The following is a 22,612-nucleotide window of genomic DNA, read 5'->3' on the forward strand; positions in this document are numbered from 1 at the left end:
TACCCGCGCCGTCACCGGGCAGTCGGTGTGATCGCTGGCACGTTGCGTAACCACCCTCCGCGGCGGTGGACTGGTCCCATGCTGACAAGAATCGACCACATCGGGATCGCCTGCTTCGACCTCGACAAGACCGTCGAGTTCTACCGTGCCACGTACGGCTTCGAGGTGTTCCACACCGAGATCAACGAGGAGCAGGGCGTACGCGAGGCCATGCTCAAGATCAACGAGACCTCCGACGGCGGGGCCTCCTACCTCCAGCTCCTGGAGCCCACCCGCGAGGACTCCGCGGTGGGCAAGTGGCTGGCCAAGAACGGCGAGGGCGTCCACCACATCGCCTTCGGCACCGCGGACGTCGACGGCGACTCCGAAGCCATCCGCGGCAAGGGCGTCCGGGTCCTCTACGACGAGCCGCGAACCGGCTCCATGGGCTCCCGGATCACCTTCCTCCACCCCAAGGACTGCCACGGAGTCCTGACCGAACTGGTCACCAGCAACCCTGATCACTGATGCCCCCATTCCCCGGCCGGTAGAGTGGCACTGGCTCGGCCGGGGTTCGGTGCGGAGACGGGGTCGGGGCCCGAACCCCTGCCCCGGTATCTGACACCATTCCCCGGGGGCGTCGTTCAGCGGGCGAGCGATGCTCAATTGGGAGTGAGCTTGCGACCAGGGGACGGATGGGACCGCGCTGTGCGGGGCTACGAAAGCCAGGAGAGCCATCAGGCCGAGGCCGACCATCTCTCGCGCTTCGAGGCCGAGATGGAGCGGCTGAAGAAGGAGCGCGGGAAGGCCGTCCAGCACGCGGAAGACCTGGGGTACCAGGTCGAGGTGCTGCGCGCCAAGCTGCATGAGGTGCGCCGCAATCTCGCGTCCCGCCCCGCGTACGACGGCGCGGACATGGGGTACCAGGCGGAGCAGCTGCTCCGCAATGCCCAGGTGCAGGCCGACCAGATGCGCTCCGACGCCGAGCGCGAGCTGCGCGAGGCCCGGGCCCAGACCCAGCGCATCCTCCAGGAGCACGCCGAGCACCAGGCGCGCCTCCAGGCCGAGCTGCACTCGGAGGCCGTCAACCGGCGCCAGCGCCTGGACCAGGAGCTCAACGAGCGCCGCCAGACCGTCGAGGCGCACGTCAACGAGAACGTCGCCTGGGCCGAGCAGCTGCGCGCCCGGACCGAGTCCCAGGCCCGCCGGCTCATGGACGAGTCCCGCGCCGAGGCCGAGCAGGCGCTGAACGCCGCCCGCGCCGAGGCCGCCCGGACCGTGGAGGAGGCCCGCCGCCGGCTCGCCGCCGACACGGAGGCCACCCGCACCGAGGCCGAATCCACGCTGCTGCGCGCCCGCAAGGAGGCCGAGCGGCTGCTCGCCGCCGCCTCGGCGCAGGCCCAGGAGGCCACCGAGCACGCGGAGCGGCTGCGCAGCAGCACCACCACCGAGGCCGAGCAGACCCGGCAGCAGACCCTGGACCTCGGCCGGGTGGCCGAGGCACGGGTGCAGGAGGCCGACGGGGCGCTGCGCGCGGCCCGCGCGGAGGCCGAGACCCTGCTCGCGGACGCCAAGGAGAGCGCCGCCCGGCAGCTCGCCTCGGCGGAGTCCGTCAACGAGCAGCGCACCCGCACGGCGAAGGAGCAGGTCGCCCGGCTGGTCGGCGAGGCCACGAAGGAGACCGAGGCCCTCAAGGCCGAGGCCGAGCAGGCGCTGGCCGACGCCCGCGCCGAGGCGGAGCGGCTGCGCACCGAAGCCGGCGAGCAGGCCCGTACGGCCGCCGCCGAGGACACCGCGGCGCAGCTGGCGAAGGCGGCCCGCACCGCCGAGGACGTACTCAACAAGGCCTCGGAGGACGCCCGCGCCACCACCCGTGCCGCGTCCGAGGAGGCCGAGCGGATCCGCCGCGAGGCGGAGTCCGAGGCCGACCGGCTGCGCCTGCAGGCGGCGGCCACGGCCGACGAGCTCAAGGGCGCGGCGAAGGACGACACCGAGGAGTACCGGGCCCGTACCGTCGAGCTCCAGGAGGAGGCCCGGCGGCTGCGCGGCGAGGCGGAGCAGCTGCGCGCGGAGGCCGTGGCCGAGGGCGAGCGGATCCGCGGGGAGGCACGCCGCGAGGCGGTCCAGCAGATCGAGGAGGCGGCCCGGACCGCCGAGGAACTGCTGGGCAAGGCCAAGTCGGACGCGGACGAGCTGCGCGGCGGCGCGACCGCCGAGAGCGAGCGGGTCCGCGCGGAGGCCGTGGAGCGGGCGACGACCCTGCGCCGGCAGGCCGAGGAGACGCTGGAGCGCACCCGCGCGGAGGCCGAGCGGCTGCGCGCGGACGCCGAGGAGCACGCCGAGGCCCTGGCCGCCGAGGCGGACGCGGCCGTGCGGGCGCGGCGCGAGGAGACCGAGCAGGCCCTGGCCGCGAAGCGGGCGGAGGCCGATCAGGAGCTCGTACGCCTGCACACGGACGCCGAGGGACGGCTGGCCACGGCGGAGCAGACGCTGCGTGACGCCCGCACCGCGGCGGAGGGCATCCGCAGGGAGACCACCGAGGAGAACGACCGGCTGCGCGCCGAGGCCGCGGAGCGGATCCGCACCCTCCAGGCCCAGTCGGAGGCGGAGGCCGAGCAGCTGCGCACGGAGGCCGCCCAGGACGCGGGCCGGGTCCGCGCGGAGGCCGAGCAGGTGTCCGTGCGGCTGCGCGCCGAGGCGGAGACCGAGTCGGAGCGGCTGCGCGCCGAGGCCAAGGCGGCCGCGGACCGGCTGCGCGCCGAGGCCAAGGCGGCCGCCGAACGGGTCGCGGCGGAGGCCGCGGAGGCCCTCGCGGCTGCCCAGGAGGAGGCCGCGCGGCGTCGCCGGGAGGCCGAGGAGACCCTGTCGGCGGCCCGCACGGACGCGGGCAACGAGCGGGCCCAGGCCCGTGAGCAGAGCGAGGAACTGCTGGCGCAGGCGCGCAAGCGCTCGGAGGAGGCGCAGGCCGAGGCGGTCTGGCTGACCGAGGAGGCGGAGAGCCGCGCCGCGGAGCTGGTCGCGGCGGCGGAGGCCACCGCCCAGCAGGTGCGGGACTCCGTGGCCGGCCTGCACGAGCAGGCCGAGGAGGAGGTCGCGGGGCTGCGCAGTGCGGCCGAGCACGCGGCGGACCGTACGCGTACCGAGGCCGAGGAGGAGGCGGACCGGGTCCGCGCCGAGGCCCGCGCGGACCGCGAGGGGGCGGCCGAGGACGCGGCGCGCCTGCGCAGCGAGGTCCGTGTCGAGACGGACGCGGCCAAGGCCCTGGCGGAGCGCACGGTCGGCGACGCGATCGCCGAGGCGGAGCAGCTGCGCGCCGATACGGCGGAGTACGCGCAGCGGGTGCGCACGGAGGCGACGGACGCCCTGGCGGCGTCCGAGCGCGACGCGGCGCGGACCCGGGCGGACGCCCGCGAGGACGCGAACCGGATCCGCGGCGAGGCGGCGGAGTCCCTGGAGTCCTCGCGCGCCGAGGGCGGCCGGATCGTCACCGAGGCGACCGCGGAGGCGGAGCGCCTCACCGAGGAGACCCTGGCCGCGAACGCGCTGACGGTCGACGAGGCACGGGCGGAGGCCGAGCGGCTGACCGCGGAGGCGGAGCAGGCGGCCGAGGCCACCCGCGCCGAGGCCGCGGCCACCCTGGACGAGGCCCGCGCCGAGGGCAACCGGCTCCGTACGGAGGCCGCCGAGCAGGCGGACCGGCTCATCACCGAGGCCACCGCCGAGGCGGAGCGGCTCACGGAGGAGACCCGTACGGCCAACGAGCTGACGGTCGGCGAGGCGCAGGAGGCGGCCGACGCGCTGCGCGCCGAGGCGGCGGACACGCTCGACGAAGCCCGTGCCGAGGCCAACCGGCTGCGCACCGAGGCCGCCGAGCAGGCGGACCGGCTCATCACCGAGGCCGCCTCCGAGGCGGAGAAGCTCACGGCGCAGGCGGCGCAGACGCTGGCCGCGGCCGAGCGGGATTCGGCGAGGATCCTGGTCGACTCCCGTGCCGAGGGCGACCGGCTGGTCGAGGAGACCCGCGCGGCCAACGAGCTGACGGTGGGCGAGGCCGCGGCGGAGGCCGAGCGGCTGCGCACCGAGGCGGCGCAGACCCTGGACGAGGCCCGTGCGGAGGGCGGCCGGATCATCGGCGAGGCCACCGCGGAGGCGGAGCGCGTCACGGTCGCGGCGAACGAGACCCTGGCGGGCGCGGAGCGGGAGGCCGAGCAGACGCTCGACGAGGCCCGCACCGAGGCGGGCCGGGTCCGCACGGAGGCTGCCGAGCAGGCGGACCGGCTCATCACCGAGGCCGTCACCGAGGCGGAGAAGCTCACCGAGCAGACCCGCAAGGACAACGACCGGACGGTCGGCGAGGCCCGGAACGAGGCCGAGCGGCTGCGCGCCGACGCGGCGGAGGCGCTGGCCTCCGCTCAGGAGCACGCGACGCGGACCCGGTCCGAGGCGGAGCGGGTCAAGGCGGAGGCGGCGAGCGACGCGGAGCGCACGCGCGCCGAGACCCGTGCGGAGTCGGAGCGGCTGCTGGACGAGGCGCGCGAGGGGGCCAACAAGCGCCGCACCGAGGCCGCGGAGCAGGTGGACCGGCTCATCACGGAGGCGGCGGCGGAAGCCGAGAAGCTCACCTCCGAGGCGGGTCTGCAGGCCCTCGCCGCCACCACGGCGGCCGAGGAGCAGGCCGACGCGATGGTCGACGCGGCGCGCAAGGAGGCCGCGCGGATCACTTCGGAGGCGACCGTCGAGGGCAACTCCATGGTGGAGAAGGCCCGTACCGACGCCGACGAGCTGCTGGTCGGGGCGCGTACGGACGCCGCGGCCATAAGGGAGCGGGCGGAGGACCTGCGCGGCCGGGTGGAGTCCGAGGTCGAGGAGCTGCACGAGCGCGCCCGCCGGGAGTCGGCGGAGCAGATGAAGTCGGCCGGCGAGCGCGTGGACAAGCTGGTGCGCGCGGCGACGGAGCAGAGCGTCGAGGCGGAGGCCAAGGCCAAGGAGCTGGTGTCGGACGCGAGCAGCGAGGCGAGCAAGGTCCGCATCGCGGCGGTGCGCAAGGCCGAGGCGCTGCTCAAGGAGGCCGAGCAGAAGAAGGCCGAACTGTCGCGGCAGGCCGAGAAGGCGCTCGCCGAGGCACAGGCGGAGGCCGAACGGCTCGTCGACGAGGGCCGTCGTGAGCTGGAGGTTCTGGTGCGCAGGCGCGAGGACATTCAGGCGGAGATCTCCCGTGTCCAGGACGTTCTTGAGGCGTTGGAATCATTCGAGGCACCTTCGGGTGGCGGAAAGCCCGCATTGGGTGGCCAGGGCTCGGGGGGCGTGAAGGCCGGGGCAACAGCGGGTTCCACTCGTTCGGGTGGCAAGGCGTCAGAGGGGTAGTCAGAACACGGGATGTGTGCTTCTGAGGGAAGTTCAGGCGAAGGAGTGACAAGCATTCTGCCGTCTTGCCACTCAAAAGGGGTGTCATTGTCCAGGGCAAACCCGGATTGACTCGATGACACGCCGCCCGGGCGCCTAGGATTCCCCTTAACACCTCACGTAGCACCTCATCGGTCTCATTCGACAGGAACCCCATGAGCGACACTTCCTCCCCCTTCGGCTTCGAGCTCGTGCGGCGTGGTTACGACCGCGGTCAGGTGGACGACCGCATTACCAAGCTGGTCTCCGACCGCGACAGCGCACTTGGACGCATCAACTCTCTGGAAAAGCGGATCGAGGAGCTACACCTCGAAACGCAGAACGCCCAGGCCCAGGTGAGCGACGCCGAGCCGTCGTACGCCGGTCTGGGCGCCCGGGTCGAGAAGATCCTGCGACTGGCCGAGGAGGAGGCGAAGGACCTGCGCGAGGAGGCCCGTCGCGCGGCCGAGCAGCACCGTGAGCTGGCGGAGTCGGCCGCCCAGCAGGTGCGCAACGACGCCGAGTCGTTCGCGGCGGACCGCAAGTCGAAGGCGGAGGACGAGGGCGTCCGCATCGTCGAGAAGGCCAAGGGCGACGCCTCCACCCTGCGCGCCGAGGCCCAGAAGGACGCGGCCTCCAAGCGCGAGGAGGCCGACGCCCTGTTCGAGGAGACCCGCGCCAAGGCCGCCCAGGCCGCCGCGGACTTCGAGACCAACCTGGCCAAGCGGCGCGAGCAGTCCGAGCGCGACCTGGCCTCGCGTCAGCAGAAGGCCGAGAAGCGCCTCGCGGAGATCGAGCACCGGGCGGAGCAGCTGCGCCTGGAGGCCGAAAAGCTCCGTACGGACGCCGAGCGCCGGGCCCGCCAGACCGTGGAGACCGCGCAGCGCCAGGCGGAGGACATCGTCGCCGACGCGAACGCGAAGGCCGACCGGATCCGCAGCGAGTCGGAGCGCGAGCTGGCGGCGCTCACCAACCGCCGCGACTCCATCAACGCGCAGCTGACCAACGTCCGCGAGATGCTGGCGACGTTGACCGGCGCGGCCGTGGCCGCGGCCAACCCGATCGTCGACGACGAGCCCGTGACGCGGGGCGTGCCGGCCCAGCAGAGCCGCTAGTACACGACCGCACGGCGTTGGGCCGTACGTCACTCTTTTGAGGTGGCGTACGGCCCTTCGGCGTTCTAGCGTGGCCGCATGATCGAGCTTGAGGGACTGACCAAACGATTCGGCGCCAAGACCGCCGTGGACCACCTCAGCTTCCAGGTCAGACCGGGGGTGGTCACCGGCTTCCTCGGCCCCAACGGGGCGGGGAAGTCCACGACCATGCGCATGATGCTCGACCTCGACAACCCGACCAGCGGTACGGTCCGGATCGACGGCAAGCACTACCGGGAACTGCCGGAACCGCTGAAGCACATCGGGGCGCTGCTGGACGCGAAGGCCATGCACGGCGGCCGCAGCGCGTACAACAACCTCCTCTGCCTGGCCGAGTCGAACCGGATCCCGCGGAGCCGGGTGACCGAGGTACTGGACCTCGTCGGACTGACCCCGGTGGCCAAGAAGAAGTCGAAAGGATTTTCGCTCGGGATGGGCCAGAGGCTGGGAATCGCCTCCGCGCTGCTCGGCGATCCGGAGATCCTGATGTTCGACGAACCCGTCAATGGTCTGGACCCGGAGGGAATTCTCTGGATCCGCAATCTTATGAAGGGGCTGGCCGCAGAGGGGAGGACGATCTTCGTCTCCTCTCACCTGATGAGCGAAATGGCCCTGACCGCAGACCATTTGGTGGTGATCGGACAAGGAAAGCTCCTCGCCGACTTGTCGATGTCCGATTTCATCCAGCAGAACTCCCGCAGTTACGTGCGCCTGCGCTCCCCGCAGCAGGAACGGCTGAAGGACGTCCTGCACGGGGCAGGGATCGACGCCGTCAGCGTGCCCGCCACCGGAACGCTGGAGATCGACGGCGTCCCGGCCGAGCGGCTCGGCGAGCTGGCCGCCCAGCACCAGATCGTGCTGCACGAACTCAGCCCGCAACGGGCTTCACTGGAGGAAGCGTTCATGCGCATGACGGCGGACTCCGTCGAGTACCACGCCCACGCGCCGGGAACCACCGCGCCCGCGGGCGCGCCCGCCGCCGCGCCCGCCTGGGGCGCCGGCTACGAAGCGACGCGCGAAGGCGGCAAGTGACCATGGCCTTCTCCGCCGTCCTCAAGTCCGAGTGGACCAAGATCCGCACGGTCGCCTCCACGAGCTGGACCCTCGTCATCGCCTTCGTCGCCACCGTCGGCTTCAGCGCCGCCTTCTGCGCCGCGGTCAGCGCGAGCTTCGACAGCATGAAGCCGGGCGAGCGGGCCACCTTCGACCCCGTACTGCTGAGCTTCAGCGGGATGTCGTTCGGTCAGCTCTCAATGATCATCTTCGGGGTGCTGGTGGTCAGCACCGAGTACAGCACGGGCATGATCCGCACCTCGCTGGCCGCCGTTCCCGCGCGCGCGGGCTTCCTGGCGGGCAAGCTCACCGTCGCCACGGTGCTGGCGCTCGCCGTGGGCCTGCTGACCAGCTTCGTGTCGTTCTTCCTCGGGCAGGCGCTCCTGGGGGACCACGGCACCGGCATCGGCGGGGAAGGCGTCCTGCGCGCGGTGATCGGTGCCGGCGTGTACATGGCGCTCCTCGCCCTGTTCTCCATGGGCGTGGCCGCGATGCTGCGCAGCTCCGTCGCCTCGATCAGCATCCTGATCCCGTTCTTCCTGATCGTCTCGAACCTCCTCAGCGGATTCGACTCGACCCGCAAGTACGGCCAGTACCTGCCCGACAAGGCGGGTTCCAAGATCATGCAGATCGTGCCGGACGCGATGGGCAGCGCCGAGACGCCCTACGGCCCCTGGGGCGGTCTCGGGATCATGCTCCTGTGGGTACTGGCGGCCGTACTCGGCGGATACCTGGTGCTCAAGAAGCGCGACGCGTGAGGGACGGGAATGGCCCGGCGTCCTCCTTGTGACGGACGCCTCCCGTACTACGGGAGATCCCGGAGCCGGATCTCAGGGAGAGCTCAGGGATCCGCTCCGGGAGGGAACCGGGGAGGACTCGATATCCTCTTAAGGCGTACGTGGGCGAGAGCCGTCCCGGCCTGGCAAGGGGCAGCACGATGATCGAGGCAGTCGGCCTGACCAAGCGCTTCGGCGCCAAGACCGCCGTCGACGGGCTTTCCTTCCAGGTCAAGCCGGGTCACGTCACCGGATTCCTCGGGCCCAACGGCTCCGGGAAATCCACCACCATGCGCATGATCCTCGGCCTGGACCGGCCCACCGCCGGACACGTCACGATCAACGGGTTCCCCTTCCGGGAGCTGCCGAACGCCCAGCGGCACGTCGGAGCCCTGCTCGACGCCAAGGCCGCGCACGGCGGGCGCCGGGCCCGCGCGCACCTGCTGTCCGTCGCCCAGCTCTCCGGGATCCCCGAGAAGCGGGTCGACGAGGTCCTGGGCGTGGTCGGGCTCCAGGACGCGGCCCGCCAGCGCACTAAGGGCTTCTCCCTCGGCATGGGGCAGCGGCTCGGCATCGCCACCGCGCTCCTCGGCGACCCGCAGGTCCTGCTCTTCGACGAGCCGGTCAACGGCCTCGACCCCGAGGGCATCCTCTGGGTCCGCAACCTGATGCGCCGGCTCGCCTCCGAGGGCCGCACGGTGTTCGTCTCCTCACACCTGATGAGCGAGATGGCCCTGACCGCCGACCACCTGATCGTGATCGGCCGGGGCCGGCTGTTGTCCGACATGAGCACCCAGGACTTCATCACGCACAACTCGGCCGGATTCGCCCGGGTCCGCGCGGCGGGCAACGGCCCCGACGGCCGGGTCATCCTGGGGACCGCGCTGACGAAGGCGGGCGGCCGGGTGCTCCAGGAGCCCGACGGCGCCCTGCGGGTGACCGGGCTGGAGCTGCCCCGCATCAGCGACCTCGCGCACGAGACCGGCGTACGGCTCTGGGAGCTGTCCCCGCACCGGGCCTCGCTGGAGGAGGCCTACATGCGGATGACCCAGTCCTCCGTCGAGTACACCTCCACCGACGACCCGCGCGAGGAGCTGTGGGAGCCCGAGCCGCTGACCGTCCCGGACTGGGAGGAGGAGGCGCAGGCCCCCGTGGTCCCCGCCGAGACCGCGGCGAGCTTCTTCGCTCCCCCGCCCCCCGGATCCGGCACGCGGCCCTTCCTGATGCCCGGCAGTGCCGCCGATCTCGCCCCCGCCGCCCAGAACAGCCCCGAGGAACCCCGATGACCGCCACCGCCGACGCGACCCCGCCCGCGAGCGCGGGGCGGGCCGACGGCTACAGCTCGCCGCTGGCCACCCCACGGCCCCACCTCGGGCACGCCCTGGCCTCGGAGTGGACCAAGCTGAGGTCCGTGCGCTCCACCGTGTGGACCCTCGGCTCCCTCGTGGCCCTGGTGGTCGGCATCGGCATGCTCGCCGTGCTCCAGACCGACTCGGGCGACTACGCGTCGATCCCCTTCGTCGCGCCCGCCGTCTTCGGCATGATCGTCGGCCAGCTCGCCGTGATCGTGCTCGGGGTGCTGACCGTCTCCTCCGAGTACGGCACCGGCCTGATCCGGACCACCTTCACCGCCGCCCCGGACCGGCTGCGGGTGCTCACCGCGAAGTACCTCGTCTTCGGCACGGCCGCCTTCGGCGTCACCCTGGGCTCGGTGGGGTTCGTGGGCATCGCCGCCGCCCTCCTGCACAGCGGCCCCGACGCCGGCCACCACGGTGGCGGCGAGTGGCTGGGCGCTCTGGGCGGCTGCTTCTACGTGACCCTGCTGGGCGTCCTCGCGCTCGCCGTCGGCGCCCTCGTACGGCACTCGGCCGGCGCGATCGCCGTCATGCTCGGCCTGGTCACCATGCCCCCGGTCCTCGGGGCGATCCTGACGACGTGGCCCGTCACCAGGGCCATCGGTCTGGCCGTGGTCCGCTACAACGCGCCGGTGGGGCTGATCCAGCTCTTCGGGGTGCCCAACAGCGGCATGGACGGCAGCCCGACCCCCAGCGACCTGGCCCAGCTGGGGCTGCTGGTCCTGGTCACCGCGCTCGCCGTGGCGGCCTCGTACGTGGTGGTGCGCCGCCGCGACGTCTGAGCCCCGGGCCGGTCAGTACTTCGGCGCGTTGCGGGACCGCTGCACCTTCGAGGTGCGGCGGTCCTTTGCGTTCCAGCAGGCCTTGTGCCAGTGCCGCCGGTCGTCCACGCCGCCGTACTCGGGCCAGGCCACCAGGTGCGGGGTGCCCGAGGGGATCTCCTGGTCGCAGCCGGGGCAGCGGTAGCGCTTGCCCGCCGCGCTCGCCCCCGCCACGTGCCGGACCTTCCACTCCTCGCCCTGGTACTCCTCGGTCCGCTCCAAGCCGTACCGGTCGAGGCCGGTGGCGGGTCGTTCGTCCGGAGTCTCGCCGCCCCTGGGGCGGTTGTGGCGCGGTGACACGTATACCTCACGAATGGGCGGCCGACAGTGACTTTCTCCCAGACTACGCGCAGCGAGCCCGGGTACCCGCAGGGTGGCGGAGGAAGGCCGACCGCCGCGAGGGGACCGGCACGACAATCTCAATAACTTTGCTGTCAGGCCGTGCCTTTGGCACGTGTCAGACGTTGTTGCCATCAGATGTTGATGTCATCAACGAGTCGGTCCACCTGGGGAGGCCGCGTCAGCCGCGAGGAGGCTAAGGCGATGCGCGTAGGAGCGTTTGTACTGGCGGCCCAGTTCCCGGGCCAGGGACAGGGCGAGGCACTGCACCGGGCGGTGCGGACCGCCGAGGTGGGCGAGGAGGCCGGACTGGACTCGGTCTGGCTCGCCGAGCACCATTTCGTGCCGTACGGGGTCTGCCCGTCGGCGGTGACCCTGGCGGCCCTGCTGCTGGGGCGGACCCGGCGGCTGCGGGTCGGCACGGCGGTGAGCGTGCTGCCCAGCACGCACCCGGTGGCCCTCGGGGAGCAGGCGGCCCTGCTCCACGTCACCTCGGGCGGCCGGTTCACCCTGGGGGTGGGACGGGGCGGTCCGTGGGTGGACCTGGAGGTGTTCGGGGGCGGCCTGGAGGCGTACGAGACGGGTTTCCCCGAAGACCTCGACCTGCTGCGGCGCTGGCTGACCGAACCCCGGGTGGGCGCGGCCGGCGCCCGGCACGGCTTCCGCGAGGTGGCCGTCGTACCGTGCCCGGCGCAGGCCCTGGACGGGGACGGGAGTGGGCCGGAAGTGATCGTCGCCTGCACCTCCCCGACGTCCGTGCGCCTCGCCGCCGAGCGGGGGCTGCCGATGCTGCTGGGCATGCACAGCGGGGACGAGGAGAAGGCGGAGATGGTCGCGCTGTGGGGGCGGACCGCGCTGGAGGCGGGCCACTCCCCCGAGACCGTACGGGCGGCCGGGCACGTGTCGGCCGGGGTGTGCCAGCTGGCGGACCGCACGGCGGACGCCCGGGAAGCCCTGCTCAAGGCGATGCCGGGCTGGTTCCGGCAGGGTCTGGACGCGCATGTGACGGTGGACGGCCGGCAGCGAGCGATGCGCGACCCCGTCGCCTACACGGAACTGCTCTGTGACCTGCACCCGGTCGGCAGCCCCACCCTGGCGGCGGACCGGCTGGCGGCGACGGCCGAGCGCACCGGGATCACGCGCTTCGCCCTGCTGACCGAGGGCTCCGGCGACCTCGCGGCGACGGAGGAGAACGTCCGGCGGCTCGGCGCGGAGGTCCTGCCGCTGCTGGTGTGACGCGGGCGGGACGCGGCGGGCCCGTCGCCGGGGACGGGCCTGGGCTGCCGCTCCGGTGTCAGTCGCACCTCCCGCGACACGGAGCGGCAGCGAAGTACGGTCCCGCTAGCAGTCGCGCAGTTCCGGCGACTGGTTGAGCAGCTGGCCGCGGATCGACGTGAACTTGGCCAGCCGGTCGTCCACCGAGGAATCGAGCGGGAACACCGCTACCCGGTGGCAGTTCTGGAATGCCAGGCGCACCCCGAAGTGCCGCTGCAGCGCGCCTCGTATCGCGTCACTCGCGAGGGCGCGCAGCAGCTGCCCACGGGCCTGCTCGTCCGGCGGCGGCGTCTGGTTGTCGGCGAACTCTCCGCCCTCAACCTCCAGCTGGGCCGTCAACGAGCTGATCATCTCCCATGCGTAGGGCAGGGAGGTCCGGACGCAGTCGACGAATGCGGCTTCGTCGACCTCGCCTCGCTCGGCCTGTTCGAGTAGGGCCGGTGAGACGTCGAGCGACATGGGTTCTCCTCTCGTGACCCCGGACGATTGGGTTGCCGGAGTCTTACGGGCAGGGAGGGAGGCCGCGACGCAGCGTGCACGCTCGGCAACCTCCCGCTCACCACGGTAGGCGCCCACCGGGTGCCGCACCAGGAGAATGCGCATACAACGCGCCATCGGCGAACGGGGCTTTCAGGGGCGAATCGCGTGGAGGCCCGTCGGTCGAGTAGCGTTGCCGACCATGCGTCTCGTCATTGCCCGCTGCTCCGTCGACTACGCGGGCCGGCTCACCGCCCATCTGCCCTCGGCACCCCGTCTGATCCTCGTGAAGGCCGACGGCAGTGTCTCGATCCACGCGGACGACCGAGCGTACAAACCGCTCAACTGGATGTCGCCTCCGTGCACCCTCAAGGAGGGGACGGGAGACGACACGGGCGTCTGGACCGTCGTCAACAAGGCGGGCGAGAAGCTCATCATCACCATGGAAGAGGTCCTCCACGACTCCTCCCACGAGCTGGGCACCGACCCCGGGCTCATCAAGGACGGCGTCGAGGCGCACCTCCAGGAACTGCTCGCCGACCGCATCGACACCCTGGGCGACGGCTACACCCTGATCCGGCGCGAGTACATGACGGCGATCGGCCCCGTGGACATCCTGTGCCGGGACGCGTCGGGTGCGACGGTGGCGGTGGAGATCAAGCGCCGCGGGGAGATCGACGGCGTCGAGCAGCTCACCCGGTACCTGGAACTCCTCAACCGCGACCCGCACCTGGCACCGGTCCGGGGGATCTTCGCGGCCCAGGAGATCAAGCCTCAGGCGCGCGTGCTCGCCAACGACCGCGGCATGGACTGCGTGGTCCTCGACTACAACGCCCTGCGCGGCATCGAGGACGACAAGCTCCGCCTCTTCTGAGCCGGTCTTCGGGCCGGTCCCGCCTCCCGGCCCTCCCGGCCCTTCCGGCCGGCCCTTCCGACGTGTGCGACGGCCCCCCGAGCGAGTGCTCGGGGGGCCGTCGTCGTGTCAGGCCGTCGCCGCCGCGGACGGGGACTGGGACTGGGGCGCGGTCGGGGACTGGGCCGCCGTCGAGGTGGCCGGGGGCGTCACGGGCGAGGTGGCCGTGGGGGGATCCGTCGGCGTCGTCGGGGAGTGCGTGACCGGCGGCTCCGAGGAGGCCGGGGGCGTCGTCGGCGGGGTCGGCTTCGTCGCGGGCGGGGTCACCGGGGGCCGCTGCGGACCGGTCGTACGGGCGGGCGGGGTCGGCTTCCCGGACTCCCCCGTGCCCGGCCCGGGCGCGGAAGGCGCCGACGGCGGCGACGGCGGGGGCGAGGAGGCACCCGGCTCGGGTGCCGGATCGTTCCCTCCGCCGCCCGGCACCTGCGGCTGGACCGCCGGCGGGCTGTCCGGGGTCGAGGACACGGCGGGGGCCTGAGGCTGCTCCGGGTCCCCGGAGGCCAGCGCCAGGCCGACGACGGTACCGAGCGCGACCACCGTGAGCGCACCGGCGGCGGCCAGCAGCACCGTCTTGCGCCGCCCCGCCGGTTCGGGCTGCGAACGGCCGGGGCCGGTCGGCGGCGCGGGCTGCGGGAGCTTCGGGAAGGCGTCCTCGAACACCTGCGACAGGGTCGTCGGCGTGGACGTCCGCGACGAGGGCCGCCCGATCACCGGGGTGATCCTGGTGATCGCCTCGGAGCCCACGGGGGCCACGGGGGCCACGGGCGCCACGGGCGCCACGGCGTGCGGCTTCACCATCGAGACGGGCGACGTCGCAGCCGTCGGGGACGTCGCGGCCGTCGGCGCTGTCGTGGCCATCGGCGACGTCGCAGCCGTAGGAGCCGGGCCCAGGGCCGGAGCCGGCGTCCGGGCCGGTATCGCGGCCCCGGGGAAGGCCGCCGGAGCGGCCCCGGGGAGGTTCGCCGGGGGCTCCAGCCGCAGCGGCGGCGATACCTCCACCCCCAGCGCCTCCCGGTCGGTGACCAGCGCCAGGGCCCGCCGGCCCGCGACCGTCCCCCGCTTGTCCGCGAGCGCGCCGCGCAGCCCGATGGAGGCCTCCAGCTCCGCACGGGCCCGGTCCAGTCGTCCCTCGCACAGCGCGAGCACGCCGAGTTCGTGGTGGAAGTAGGCCTGCTCGGCGACCTCTCCCGCCTTCCGCGCGGCCTCCGCACCCGCCCGCAGCACCCGCTCCCACGCCTCCCAGTGCAGGGAGGCGGCGAAGGCCGGCGCCGCCGTGCGGGCCAGGAGTACGGCGGCCACCACATCGGCCCCGGCCAGCGCGGCCAGCACCGCGTCGGCCTCGGCCGCGACCCGCTCCGGGGTCACCGAGGCGTGCCCGGTCCACCAGGCGTAGTGCCGGGCGGCGGTGCGGGCCTCCTCGGCGGCGGTGTCCCCGTACCCGGCCTCCTCCAGCTGCCGGGCGACCCCTTCCGCGAGGCGGTGGCGCGGCCCGACGGGGGTGATCAGCCCGCAGGCCAGCAGTTCCGCGACGGCGGAGTCGGCATGCGTGTCACCGACCAGCGCGGGCAGGTGCGCGTGGTGCGGGAGTTCGCCGCCCAGCGCGCAGGCGATCCGCAGGGCGGCCCGTGCCGACTCGCTGACCCGGGAGGCCAGCAGTTCGGCGGGGGCCGCGCCCTCCGCGAGGGTGGGCAGCGGCACGTGGGCGCAGTCGCGGGGGCGTTCCTCGAAGACGCCCGGTTCCTCGTCCTCGTCCTGGGCGGACATCCGGTTGATCTCGTCGCGCTGCCGCAGCAGGGCGGCGGCCTGGACGAAGCGCAGCGGAAGCCCTTCGGAGGCGAAGCGCAGGTCGCCCGCCCAGGCGGTCTCCTCGTCGGTCAGCGGCCGGCCGGCGCCGGCCTCCAGCAGGGTCACGCAGTCGGCCCGGCCGAGGCCGCCGAGGAAGACCTCCTCCAGGTGCACGTCGTCGGAGGGGGACTTGGCGTCGGGGGCGGCGGCGAGCAGGTAGGCGCATTCGGGGGTGGCGCGCAGCAGTTCGTCGAGGGCGGCGCCGCCCAGCTCCAGGTCGTCGAGGAGGACGACGGCACCGATCTCACCGGCCCGCGCGAGGAGTTCCGTACGGTCGGGGCGCCGGTCGGGGGCCTCGTACACGGCGGCGTAGAGGGCGTACAGCAGCTCGGCCGGCTGCTGGAGGCCGTACCCGCTCAGCCGGACGACGCCGTCGGGGGCGAGGCCGGCGCAGTCCCGGGCGACCACGTCGAGGAGGGCGGAGCGGCCGGATCCCGCGGGCCCGGTCAGCCGGACGGAGCGTCCGCGCCCCAGCATCCGGGCGATCCGCTCCCGTTCCTCGGCGCGGCCCAGGAGGGGGGCGGCGGGGGCGGGCGGCCCCGGGAGCGCGGGGGGCCGCGCGGCGGTGTCCCGGGCGGCGCGGGAGGCCGCGTCGCGCTTGGCGGGGCCGCGGCCGGCGGCGGGGGCCGCGGTGGGGCGCAGGGGCTCGATCTCGCTGCCGTCGACGGGGTTGACGGTGAGGGTGAAGTCCCCCGCGGTCAGGGTCACGATCCGGGCGGGTGCCAGGGGGGCCGGGGGTGTCAGGGGGGCCGGGGGCGACCCGGCCGACCCGCCGGCGGGCTGGTGCGCGGCCGGTCCGCCCGGCTCGGGCTGCCCCTGTGTACGGTCCGTACGGTCCATGACCAAGTCCCCCGATCGCGTCGCGCGCGCCGCCGTCGCCGCCGCCGTCATTACGCCCGGCCTTCGCTCGCGCCGCTGTCGCTACTCGTCCGGTTTCCGCCCGAACCCTAGACCGTGGCCGGGCGCGCGGGAACCGCAGGGGTGTCTTCACCACCGGACCGTTACGTTTCCTCCGGATACGTCCGGGGCGCAGCGGAGGGGGGCGGAAGGGCGGACGCCCGCTCAGACCCGGGGCAGGGATTCCGCTTCCAGGCCGCCCTCGATCGCCAGGATCCGGTGCAGCCGGGTCGCCACCAGGAGGCGCTGCATCCGGTCCGGCACCCCGCGCAGGACGAGGCGCCGGCCGCTGCGCCCGGCCCTCCGGTGGGCTCCCATGATCACGCCGAGTCCGGTCGCGTCCCAGGAGTCCAGTCCGGTCAGGTCGAGCACGAGGTCGCCGTGGCCGTCGTCGAGGGCGGTGTGCAGGACCGTACGGGCGTCCGCCGCGCTGCGCACGTCGAGGCGACCCCCGACAGCGAGTTCGGCGTGGTCGCCCCTGATGTGCATGTGTACTCCCCGGCTGTACTGCGTGCGTCTGGTCCGACTGATCCGTGGTCGGCAACTCTCACTGCAACTGACTGCCCCGCGGGCGGGGAAGTTGCCGACTGTGAGCGAACCGATACCTAATTCACCCCGTAGGGTGCGGAGATTCGAACGGTCGTTCTCAGTGCTTGTAGAAGCCCTGCCCGCTCTTGCGGCCGATGTCGCCCGCGTCGACCATGCGGCGCATCAGCTCCGGCGGCGCGAACTTCTCGTCCTGCGACTCGGTGTAGATGTTGCTGGTGGCGTGCAGCAGGATGTCGACGCCGGTGAGGTCGGCGGTGGCCAGCGGCCCCATGGCGTGGCCGAAGCCCAGCTTGCAGGCGATGTCGATGTCCTCGGCGGAGGCGACGCCCGATTCGTAGAGCTTCGCGGCCTCGACGACGAGCGCGGAGATCAGACGGGTCGTCACGAATCCGGCGACGTCGCGGTTGACGACGATGCAGGTCTTGCCGACGGACTCGGCGAAGGCGCGGGTGGTGGCGAGCGTTTCGTCGCTCGTCTTGTAGCCGCGCACCAGCTCACAGAGCTGCATCATCGGCACGGGCGAGAAGAAGTGCGCGCCGACGACCCGCTCCGGACGCTTCGTCACGGCCGCGATCTTGGTGATCGGGATGGCGGAGGTGTTGGAGGCCAGGACCGCGTCCTCGCGCACCAGGTCGTCCAGGGTGCGGAAGATCTCGTGCTTGACCTCCAGCTTCTCGAAGACCGCCTCGACGACGATGTCCACGTCCGCGACCGCGTCGAGGTCGGTGGTCGTCGTGATCCTGGCGAGCGCCGCCCCGGCGTCCTCGGCCGTCATCTTGCCCTTGGCGACGAACCGGTCGTACGAGGCCTTGATCCCGTCGGTACCACGGGTCAGCGCGGCGTCGGTGACGTCCCGCAGGACGACGTCCCAACCCGCCTGAGCGGAGACCTGAGCGATCCCGGAACCCATCAGTCCGGCACCGATGACGGCGAGCTTCCCAGCCACTGCACACCCCTCGTTTCCCATGCGGGCCAGTCTCATGGCCTCTCCGGCGGAGACTAGCGCCCGTGAGGGACGGTGTGACCGTGAAGTAACACGCGTCACGTCTCAGATGACGGACATCACACTGGTACGACCCAGCACCCGTGCGCCGCCCCCCAGTTCACCCGCCGCCGCCGGCGGGGCGGCGGCCGTTCGGGTCCCCGGCGGCCCCGCACTACCCTGGCCGCATGGTGAACCTGACGCGTATCTACACCCGTACCGGCGACAAGGGCACGACCGCCCTCGGCGACATGAGCCGTACGCGCAAGACCGACCTGCGCATCTCCGCGTACGCCGACACCAACGAGGCCAACGCCGCGATCGGCACCGCCATCGCGCTGGGTTCCCTGCCGGACCCGGTCGTGAAGGTGCTCGTCCGGATCCAGAACGACCTGTTCGACGTCGGCGCCGACCTGTGCACGCCGGTGGTCGAGGACCCCCAGTACCCGCCGCTGCGCGTGGAGCAGTTCTACGTCGACAAGCTGGAGGCCGACTGCGACGCCTTCAACGAGGAACTGGAGAAGCTGCGCAGCTTCATCCTGCCCGGCGGCACCCCCGGCGCGGCCCTGCTGCACCAGGCCTGCACGGTGGTCCGGCGCGCCGAGCGCTCGACGTGGGCGGCGCTGGAGGAGCACGGCGAGGTGATGAACCCGCTGACGGCCACCTACCTCAACCGCCTCTCCGACCTCCTGTTCATCCTGGCCCGTACGGCCAACAAGGAGATCGGGGACGTGCTGTGGGTGCCCGGCGGCGAGCGCTAGGCCGCGCCGCCTAGCGGTCTTTTCCGGCCAGGGCCCCCGCCCCACCGGCGGCCGGGTCCGCGCCCGCCGGGGCCTTGCGCGGCCAGATCGAGTAGGTCGCGGCGATCAGGGCCTGGATGCCCAGGACCCGCAGGGCCGCGAACTGCCAGGCCCGCAGGGCACCGGTGTCGGCGGCGTCGCCGACGTACCAGACGCCGGCCTGGAGCAGGGCGAGCGCGACGGCGGCGCCCGCCAGGGTCCGCGTCCACAGCTTCCACTCGTGGACCGCGCGCTCCCGGCCGTACTTCGCGCCCGGCGGTTTCGGGCCACCGCCGAGGCGGTGGGCGGCGTGCCGGTCGAGCCACTTCAGGGTGTAGTGCCCGTAGCCGACGGTGTAACCGAGGTAGAGGGCGGCCAGGCCGTGCCTCCAGCCCGGCTCGCCGCCGTTCCTGAGGTCGACGACGGAGGCGACCAGCAGGGCCAGCTCCAGCAGCGGCTCGCACAGCAGGACGGCGGCCCCGAGCCGCGGCATCCCGGCGAGGTAGCGCAGCGCCAGTCCGCCGGCCAGCAGCACCCAGAAGCCGACCTCACAGGCGATGATCAGGGCGACGAGCACGGCGCACGCTCCGTTCCGGTGGGGTGGGGTCACGGTTCTCCTCCAGCGTCCCGGCCGCCGGGCGCCGCCACCTCGTCCCCCGTGACGAAAGCCGACTGCATCCTTCGATGTAGCGGCCCCTCCGCCCCCGCGGCGAGGCGGCGGCGCCGCCCGCCCTGTTGGATGGGACCGTGCTCCCCAAGATCCCTCCCCCGCACCGCGACGACGTCCTGCTCGCGGTCGCCAGCGTCCTGACCGGCCTGCTGCTCTGGTCGCTCGGGGTCCACAGCACGGGCCACCACGACTTCCTGCCCGCCTGGGCGGCGCTGGTCCCGCTGCTGGTGCTCGGCTCCCTGGAACTGGTGCGCCGCACCCTGCCGAACCTCACCCTCTGCGTCGGCACGATCGGCGTGATCGCGGACCGGTTCACCGTGGGCAGCCTGGCCACCGTCGTGATCTTCACCGACCTGATGTACGCGGCCGTGGTCTACGGCAAGCCCGCCATGGCCCGCCGGCTGCCGGTCAGCACCGGCCTGATCACCGTCGTCGTCACCGTCGCCGCCGTCGCCTGGCTGCGCACCCCGCAGGCCCTGCTGATCGGCGTCATGACCGGCATCGTCAGCTTCGCCCCCGCGCTGACGGGCGCCACCCTGCGCAACCACCGGGAGGCCGCCGAGGCCGCCCGGCTGCGCGCCGAGCAGACGGCACTGCTGGCCGAGGCGGACCGTGCGCAGGCGGTGGCGGGCGAGCGGGCCCGGATGGCCCGGGAGCTGCACGACATGGTGGCCAACCACCTCTCGGCGATCGCCATCCACTCGACGGCCGCGCTGTCCATCGACTCCCCCGCCACGAGCCGGGAGGCCCTCGGAGTGATCCGCGAGAACAGCGTCCAGGGACTGGCCGAAATGCGCCGCCTGATCGGTCTGCTGCGCGATGCGGGCGCCGGGCAGGAGGCGGTGGCCGTGCCCTCGCTGGACGGACTGGACGCACTGGTCGGGCAGGCCCGCACCAACGGGGCGGCGAGCGGGCTGGACTTCGTGCTCGACGACGCCCGGAGGGACGGGCCCGCGCCGCCGGTCCCGGTGGAGCTGGCGGCGTACCGGATCGTGCAGGAGTCGCTGACCAACGCCCTCAAGCACGCGGCCCCCGGCACGGTTGCGGTCCGGGTGGCCCACGAGGACGGCGGGATGCTGCTGACGGTGGGCGTGGACTCCCCCTACGGAGACCGGTCCGGCCCCCGCGCCCCCGGCTCCGGGGCGGGGCTGATCGGCATGCGCGAGCGGACGGAACTGCTCGGCGGCACGTTCACGGCGGGCCCGGCCGGGTCCGTCTGGCGGGTGCGGGCGGAACTGCCCGCCGAGGAGAAGGCGGTACGGGATTGACTCCTCCCCCTCGTGAACGACGGGGATTCCTGGCTCACTTCGCCTGGCCCCTGGCAGGGGGCAGGTCTTACAAGATCAGCACCAGCCGGGTTGAGACCGGCCCGGACGAGCATCACGCGGGCGGAGTCCTTGTCCCTGGAGGACACCGCTCCACACGCGGTGCACGTATACGTTCTCTCGGAGAGGGGGAGTGCGTGCTTGGCTCTCGCTCCGCACTGTGCGCAGTCCATGGTGGTGTGCGCGGGGTGGACAAGGTGCACGGTCCGGCCGTGCTCGCGGGCCATCTCGACCAGCGCCGCCTTGACGGCGCCGATCGCGGCGGCGGCCGCCTTGCGGGCCATGGTCGTCTTCGCGAGGAACCGCGGCCGGAAGTCCTCCACGGCGAGGTGGTCGAAGTCCCTGACGACGGCTTTGGCCCACTTGCGGCCGGTGTCCTGCCGCTGCCGGGCGAACTTCTTCGACACCTTCGCCGCAGCCTTGCGGGCCTTCCTGTATCCGTTGGTGTCGGGCCGGTGCTTCGGCGTCTTCCGGCGGGCCATCATCCGCGGGTAGCGGGCCAGCTTCACGGCGGATGCCTTGCCGTGCCCGGCGGGCGGCAGGTCGTGATCGTCGGAGGTCGTGGTGGCGGTCTCCTTCACACCCCAGTCAATACCGATCACGGCCCCGGTCGGGGGAAGCGGCCGGGGTTCGGTGGCGACGACGAACGAGGCGTACCAGTGGCCGAGGCCGTCCCGGTAGACGCGCACGCTCGACGGGGCTGCGGGGAGGTCCCTGGACCACACCACACGCAGCACGATCCCGCCGGCCAGGTGCAGGCGGCCGTCCCGCAGGCGGAAACCGCGCCGGGTGTAGTTCAGCGACGGCGCCGCCCCCCGCTTCCGTTTGACGCGGGGCATCCCGGCCCGCCGGCGCATCGGCAGCTTCGCCTTGATGTCCCCCAGCGCCTTCGCACGCGACTTCGCGAAGTCCCGGATGACCTGCTGCTGCGGCACCGAGCTGCCCTCGCGCAGCCATGCCATGCCCTGCCGGGCCCCGGTCAGCATCCTGTCCAACTGGGCCGGACCACACGTGATCTTCTCGCCGGCGGTTCTGTTCAGGCCATGGACCTTGCGGGACACCGCCACACACTCGTTCCACACCCACCGGCACCGCGCCCACTCGCCTTACAGGCGAGCCAGGGCCGTCGACGACACGCGCAGACGGTACGTGTACCGGGCATGCCCGGCCCCGTCGGCTGCCGCTGCGATCGTCACGATCCGAACCTAACAGCCCCCACTGACAACGTAAGAGAGCACAGGTCAGAACAGATGCGCAGAGAACTCTGCCGCTACGCGGCTCCGAGCCAAGGACTCATTCCTCCCCGCCCAAAAGGGCGGAGCCTCCCGGGAGAAATCAGGTGAGCATCAGGGTCGTGGTGGCCGAGGACCAGAGCGCGGTACGGGCCGGCCTCGTGCTGATCCTGCGCAGCGCCGGGGACGTCGAGGTGGTGGGCGAGGCGGCCGACGGCGAGGAGGCGGTGCGCCTGGCCCGCGAGCTGCGGCCGGACCTCGTCCTCATGGACGTGCAGATGCCGCGTCTGGACGGAGTTTCGGCCACCCGTCAGGTGGTCGCGGAGGGGCTGGCCGACGTCCTCGTCCTGACCACCTTCGACCTGGACGAGTACGTCTTCGGGGCGCTGCGCGCCGGGGCCTGCGGCTTCCTGCTGAAGGACGCGGACGCGGCGGAGCTGATCACGGCGGTGCGGACGGTGGCGCGCGGCGAGGGGCTGATCGCCCCGGCGGTGACCCGCCGCCTGATCGCCGAGTTCGCGACGCCGCAGCCGGTACGGAGCTCCGTGGGCCCGGAGACGGCGGCGGCGGTGGAGTCGTTGACGCGGCGCGAGCGGGAGGTGCTCGGCACACTGGGCGCGGGGCTGTCGAACGCGGAGATCGCCGTCCGGCTGGACATGGCGGAGGCGACTGCGAAGACGCACGTCAGCCGCCTCCTGAGCAAACTGGGCCTGCGCAGCCGGGCCCAAGCAGCCGTAATCGCACGGGAGTTGGGGATCCACCCCGACGCCGGGGGGTGAGGTCTGGACCTCTTGACGCTTGGTCCAGAC

General features: G+C 73.0%; 18 protein-coding genes and 1 pseudogene. 12 read left to right on the forward strand and 7 right to left on the reverse strand.

Annotated elements, in window-relative coordinates:
- Positions 1-78 precede the first annotated feature (78 nt).
- The 7 genes from mce to ACZ5D2_RS05445 all read left to right on the forward strand — a co-directional run bounded on the left by mce (position 79) and on the right by ACZ5D2_RS05445 (position 10,481).
- A complete protein-coding gene (gene mce / locus ACZ5D2_RS05415) occupies positions 79-507 on the forward strand; it encodes a methylmalonyl-CoA epimerase (RefSeq protein WP_030235855.1) in 429 nt (142 codons plus the stop codon).
- A gap of 180 nt (positions 508-687) precedes the next feature.
- Positions 688-5,343: a polarized growth protein Scy gene (gene scy, locus ACZ5D2_RS05420; protein WP_371676629.1), complete on the forward strand. Its 4,656-nt coding sequence runs from the start codon at positions 688-690 to the stop codon at positions 5,341-5,343.
- 194 nt (positions 5,344-5,537) lie between these two features.
- Entirely contained in the window at positions 5,538-6,476 is a 939-nt protein-coding gene (locus ACZ5D2_RS05425) for a coiled-coil domain-containing protein (protein ID WP_266573907.1), read from the forward strand.
- 78 nt (positions 6,477-6,554) lie between these two features.
- Entirely contained in the window at positions 6,555-7,547 is a 993-nt protein-coding gene (locus ACZ5D2_RS05430; protein ID WP_371676630.1) for an ABC transporter ATP-binding protein, read from the forward strand.
- 2 nt (positions 7,548-7,549) lie between these two features.
- Positions 7,550-8,326 (forward strand): ABC transporter permease, encoded by a 777-nt coding sequence (locus ACZ5D2_RS05435; protein WP_371676631.1) that lies wholly within the window; start codon positions 7,550-7,552, stop codon positions 8,324-8,326.
- Between the two features lie 179 nt (positions 8,327-8,505).
- Complete coding sequence (locus tag ACZ5D2_RS05440; protein ID WP_371676632.1) at positions 8,506-9,630, forward strand: ABC transporter ATP-binding protein; 1,125 nt, start codon at positions 8,506-8,508, stop codon at positions 9,628-9,630.
- Positions 9,627-10,481: an ABC transporter permease gene (locus tag ACZ5D2_RS05445; RefSeq protein ID WP_371676633.1), complete on the forward strand. Its 855-nt coding sequence runs from the start codon at positions 9,627-9,629 to the stop codon at positions 10,479-10,481. The genes ACZ5D2_RS05440 and ACZ5D2_RS05445 overlap by 4 nt, the downstream gene beginning before the upstream one ends.
- Positions 10,482-10,493: 12 nt before the next feature.
- On the opposite strand, the gene ACZ5D2_RS05450 is transcribed toward ACZ5D2_RS05445, so the two are convergent.
- A complete protein-coding gene (locus tag ACZ5D2_RS05450) occupies positions 10,494-10,820 on the reverse strand; it encodes an ATP/GTP-binding protein (RefSeq protein WP_267012173.1) in 327 nt (108 codons plus the stop codon).
- A 243-nt stretch (positions 10,821-11,063) separates the two neighbouring features.
- Between ACZ5D2_RS05450 and ACZ5D2_RS05455 the strand changes: the two genes are divergently transcribed.
- Positions 11,064-12,095, forward strand: a complete 1,032-nt coding sequence (locus ACZ5D2_RS05455) for an LLM class flavin-dependent oxidoreductase (protein WP_371676634.1) — start codon at positions 11,064-11,066, stop codon at positions 12,093-12,095.
- A 105-nt stretch (positions 12,096-12,200) separates the two neighbouring features.
- On the opposite strand, the gene ACZ5D2_RS05460 is transcribed toward ACZ5D2_RS05455, so the two are convergent.
- Positions 12,201-12,593, reverse strand: coding sequence for an SCO5389 family protein (locus ACZ5D2_RS05460; RefSeq protein WP_267012175.1), 393 nt, complete (start codon positions 12,591-12,593; stop codon positions 12,201-12,203).
- 220 nt (positions 12,594-12,813) lie between these two features.
- On the opposite strand from ACZ5D2_RS05460, the gene nucS reads away from it, so the two are divergent.
- Positions 12,814-13,485, forward strand: coding sequence for an endonuclease NucS (gene nucS / locus ACZ5D2_RS05465; protein WP_266842342.1), 672 nt, complete (start codon positions 12,814-12,816; stop codon positions 13,483-13,485).
- A gap of 108 nt (positions 13,486-13,593) precedes the next feature.
- On the opposite strand, the gene ACZ5D2_RS05470 is transcribed toward nucS, so the two are convergent.
- The 3 genes from ACZ5D2_RS05470 to ACZ5D2_RS05480 all read right to left on the reverse strand — a co-directional run bounded on the left by ACZ5D2_RS05470 (position 13,594) and on the right by ACZ5D2_RS05480 (position 17,761).
- Positions 13,594-16,209, reverse strand: coding sequence for an ATP-binding protein (locus tag ACZ5D2_RS05470; RefSeq protein ID WP_468927374.1), 2,616 nt, complete (start codon positions 16,207-16,209; stop codon positions 13,594-13,596).
- 222 nt (positions 16,210-16,431) lie between these two features.
- On the reverse strand, positions 16,432-16,755 hold the full coding sequence (locus ACZ5D2_RS05475; RefSeq protein ID WP_030235822.1) for an STAS domain-containing protein: 324 nt from the start codon (positions 16,753-16,755) through the stop codon (positions 16,432-16,434).
- Between the two features lie 157 nt (positions 16,756-16,912).
- Positions 16,913-17,761: a 3-hydroxyacyl-CoA dehydrogenase family protein gene (locus ACZ5D2_RS05480; protein ID WP_371676636.1), complete on the reverse strand. Its 849-nt coding sequence runs from the start codon at positions 17,759-17,761 to the stop codon at positions 16,913-16,915.
- 224 nt (positions 17,762-17,985) lie between these two features.
- On the opposite strand from ACZ5D2_RS05480, the gene ACZ5D2_RS05485 reads away from it, so the two are divergent.
- Positions 17,986-18,558, forward strand: a complete 573-nt coding sequence (locus tag ACZ5D2_RS05485) for a cob(I)yrinic acid a,c-diamide adenosyltransferase (RefSeq protein ID WP_371676637.1) — start codon at positions 17,986-17,988, stop codon at positions 18,556-18,558.
- 10 nt (positions 18,559-18,568) lie between these two features.
- On the opposite strand, the gene ACZ5D2_RS05490 is transcribed toward ACZ5D2_RS05485, so the two are convergent.
- Positions 18,569-19,153, reverse strand: coding sequence for a hypothetical protein (locus ACZ5D2_RS05490; RefSeq protein ID WP_371681158.1), 585 nt, complete (start codon positions 19,151-19,153; stop codon positions 18,569-18,571).
- A gap of 170 nt (positions 19,154-19,323) precedes the next feature.
- Between ACZ5D2_RS05490 and ACZ5D2_RS05495 the strand changes: the two genes are divergently transcribed.
- Positions 19,324-20,514, forward strand: a complete 1,191-nt coding sequence (locus ACZ5D2_RS05495) for a sensor histidine kinase (protein WP_371676638.1) — start codon at positions 19,324-19,326, stop codon at positions 20,512-20,514.
- Between the two features lie 44 nt (positions 20,515-20,558).
- Here ACZ5D2_RS05495 and ACZ5D2_RS05500 read toward each other — a convergent pair.
- Positions 20,559-21,767: pseudogene (locus ACZ5D2_RS05500) on the reverse strand (RNA-guided endonuclease InsQ/TnpB family protein); the annotation flags it as partial.
- Between the two features lie 143 nt (positions 21,768-21,910).
- On the opposite strand from ACZ5D2_RS05500, the gene ACZ5D2_RS05505 reads away from it, so the two are divergent.
- A complete protein-coding gene (locus ACZ5D2_RS05505; RefSeq protein WP_371676639.1) occupies positions 21,911-22,582 on the forward strand; it encodes a response regulator in 672 nt (223 codons plus the stop codon).
- Positions 22,583-22,612: the final 30 nt, after the last annotated feature.

Source organism: Streptomyces sp. NPDC031479 (assembly GCF_055581065.1).

Bases quoted from the DNA above. Each gene is read 5' to 3' on its own strand.
- mce (WP_030235855.1), top strand. From the start codon at position 79: ATGCTGACAAGAATCGACCACATCGGGATCGCCTGCTTCGACCTCGAC.
- ACZ5D2_RS05425 (WP_266573907.1), top strand. From the start codon at position 5,538: ATGAGCGACACTTCCTCCCCCTTCGGCTTCGAGCTCGTGCGGCGTGGT.
- ACZ5D2_RS05430 (WP_371676630.1), top strand. From the start codon at position 6,555: ATGATCGAGCTTGAGGGACTGACCAAACGATTCGGCGCCAAGACCGCC.
- ACZ5D2_RS05435 (WP_371676631.1), top strand. From the start codon at position 7,550: ATGGCCTTCTCCGCCGTCCTCAAGTCCGAGTGGACCAAGATCCGCACG.
- ACZ5D2_RS05440 (WP_371676632.1), top strand. From the start codon at position 8,506: ATGATCGAGGCAGTCGGCCTGACCAAGCGCTTCGGCGCCAAGACCGCC.
- ACZ5D2_RS05445 (WP_371676633.1), top strand. From the start codon at position 9,627: ATGACCGCCACCGCCGACGCGACCCCGCCCGCGAGCGCGGGGCGGGCC.
- ACZ5D2_RS05455 (WP_371676634.1), top strand. From the start codon at position 11,064: ATGCGCGTAGGAGCGTTTGTACTGGCGGCCCAGTTCCCGGGCCAGGGA.
- ACZ5D2_RS05460 (WP_267012175.1), bottom strand. From the start codon at position 12,593: ATGTCGCTCGACGTCTCACCGGCCCTACTCGAACAGGCCGAGCGAGGC.
- nucS (WP_266842342.1), top strand. From the start codon at position 12,814: ATGCGTCTCGTCATTGCCCGCTGCTCCGTCGACTACGCGGGCCGGCTC.
- ACZ5D2_RS05470 (WP_468927374.1), bottom strand. From the start codon at position 16,209: ATGGACCGTACGGACCGTACACAGGGGCAGCCCGAGCCGGGCGGACCG.
- ACZ5D2_RS05475 (WP_030235822.1), bottom strand. From the start codon at position 16,755: ATGCACATCAGGGGCGACCACGCCGAACTCGCTGTCGGGGGTCGCCTC.
- ACZ5D2_RS05485 (WP_371676637.1), top strand. From the start codon at position 17,986: ATGGTGAACCTGACGCGTATCTACACCCGTACCGGCGACAAGGGCACG.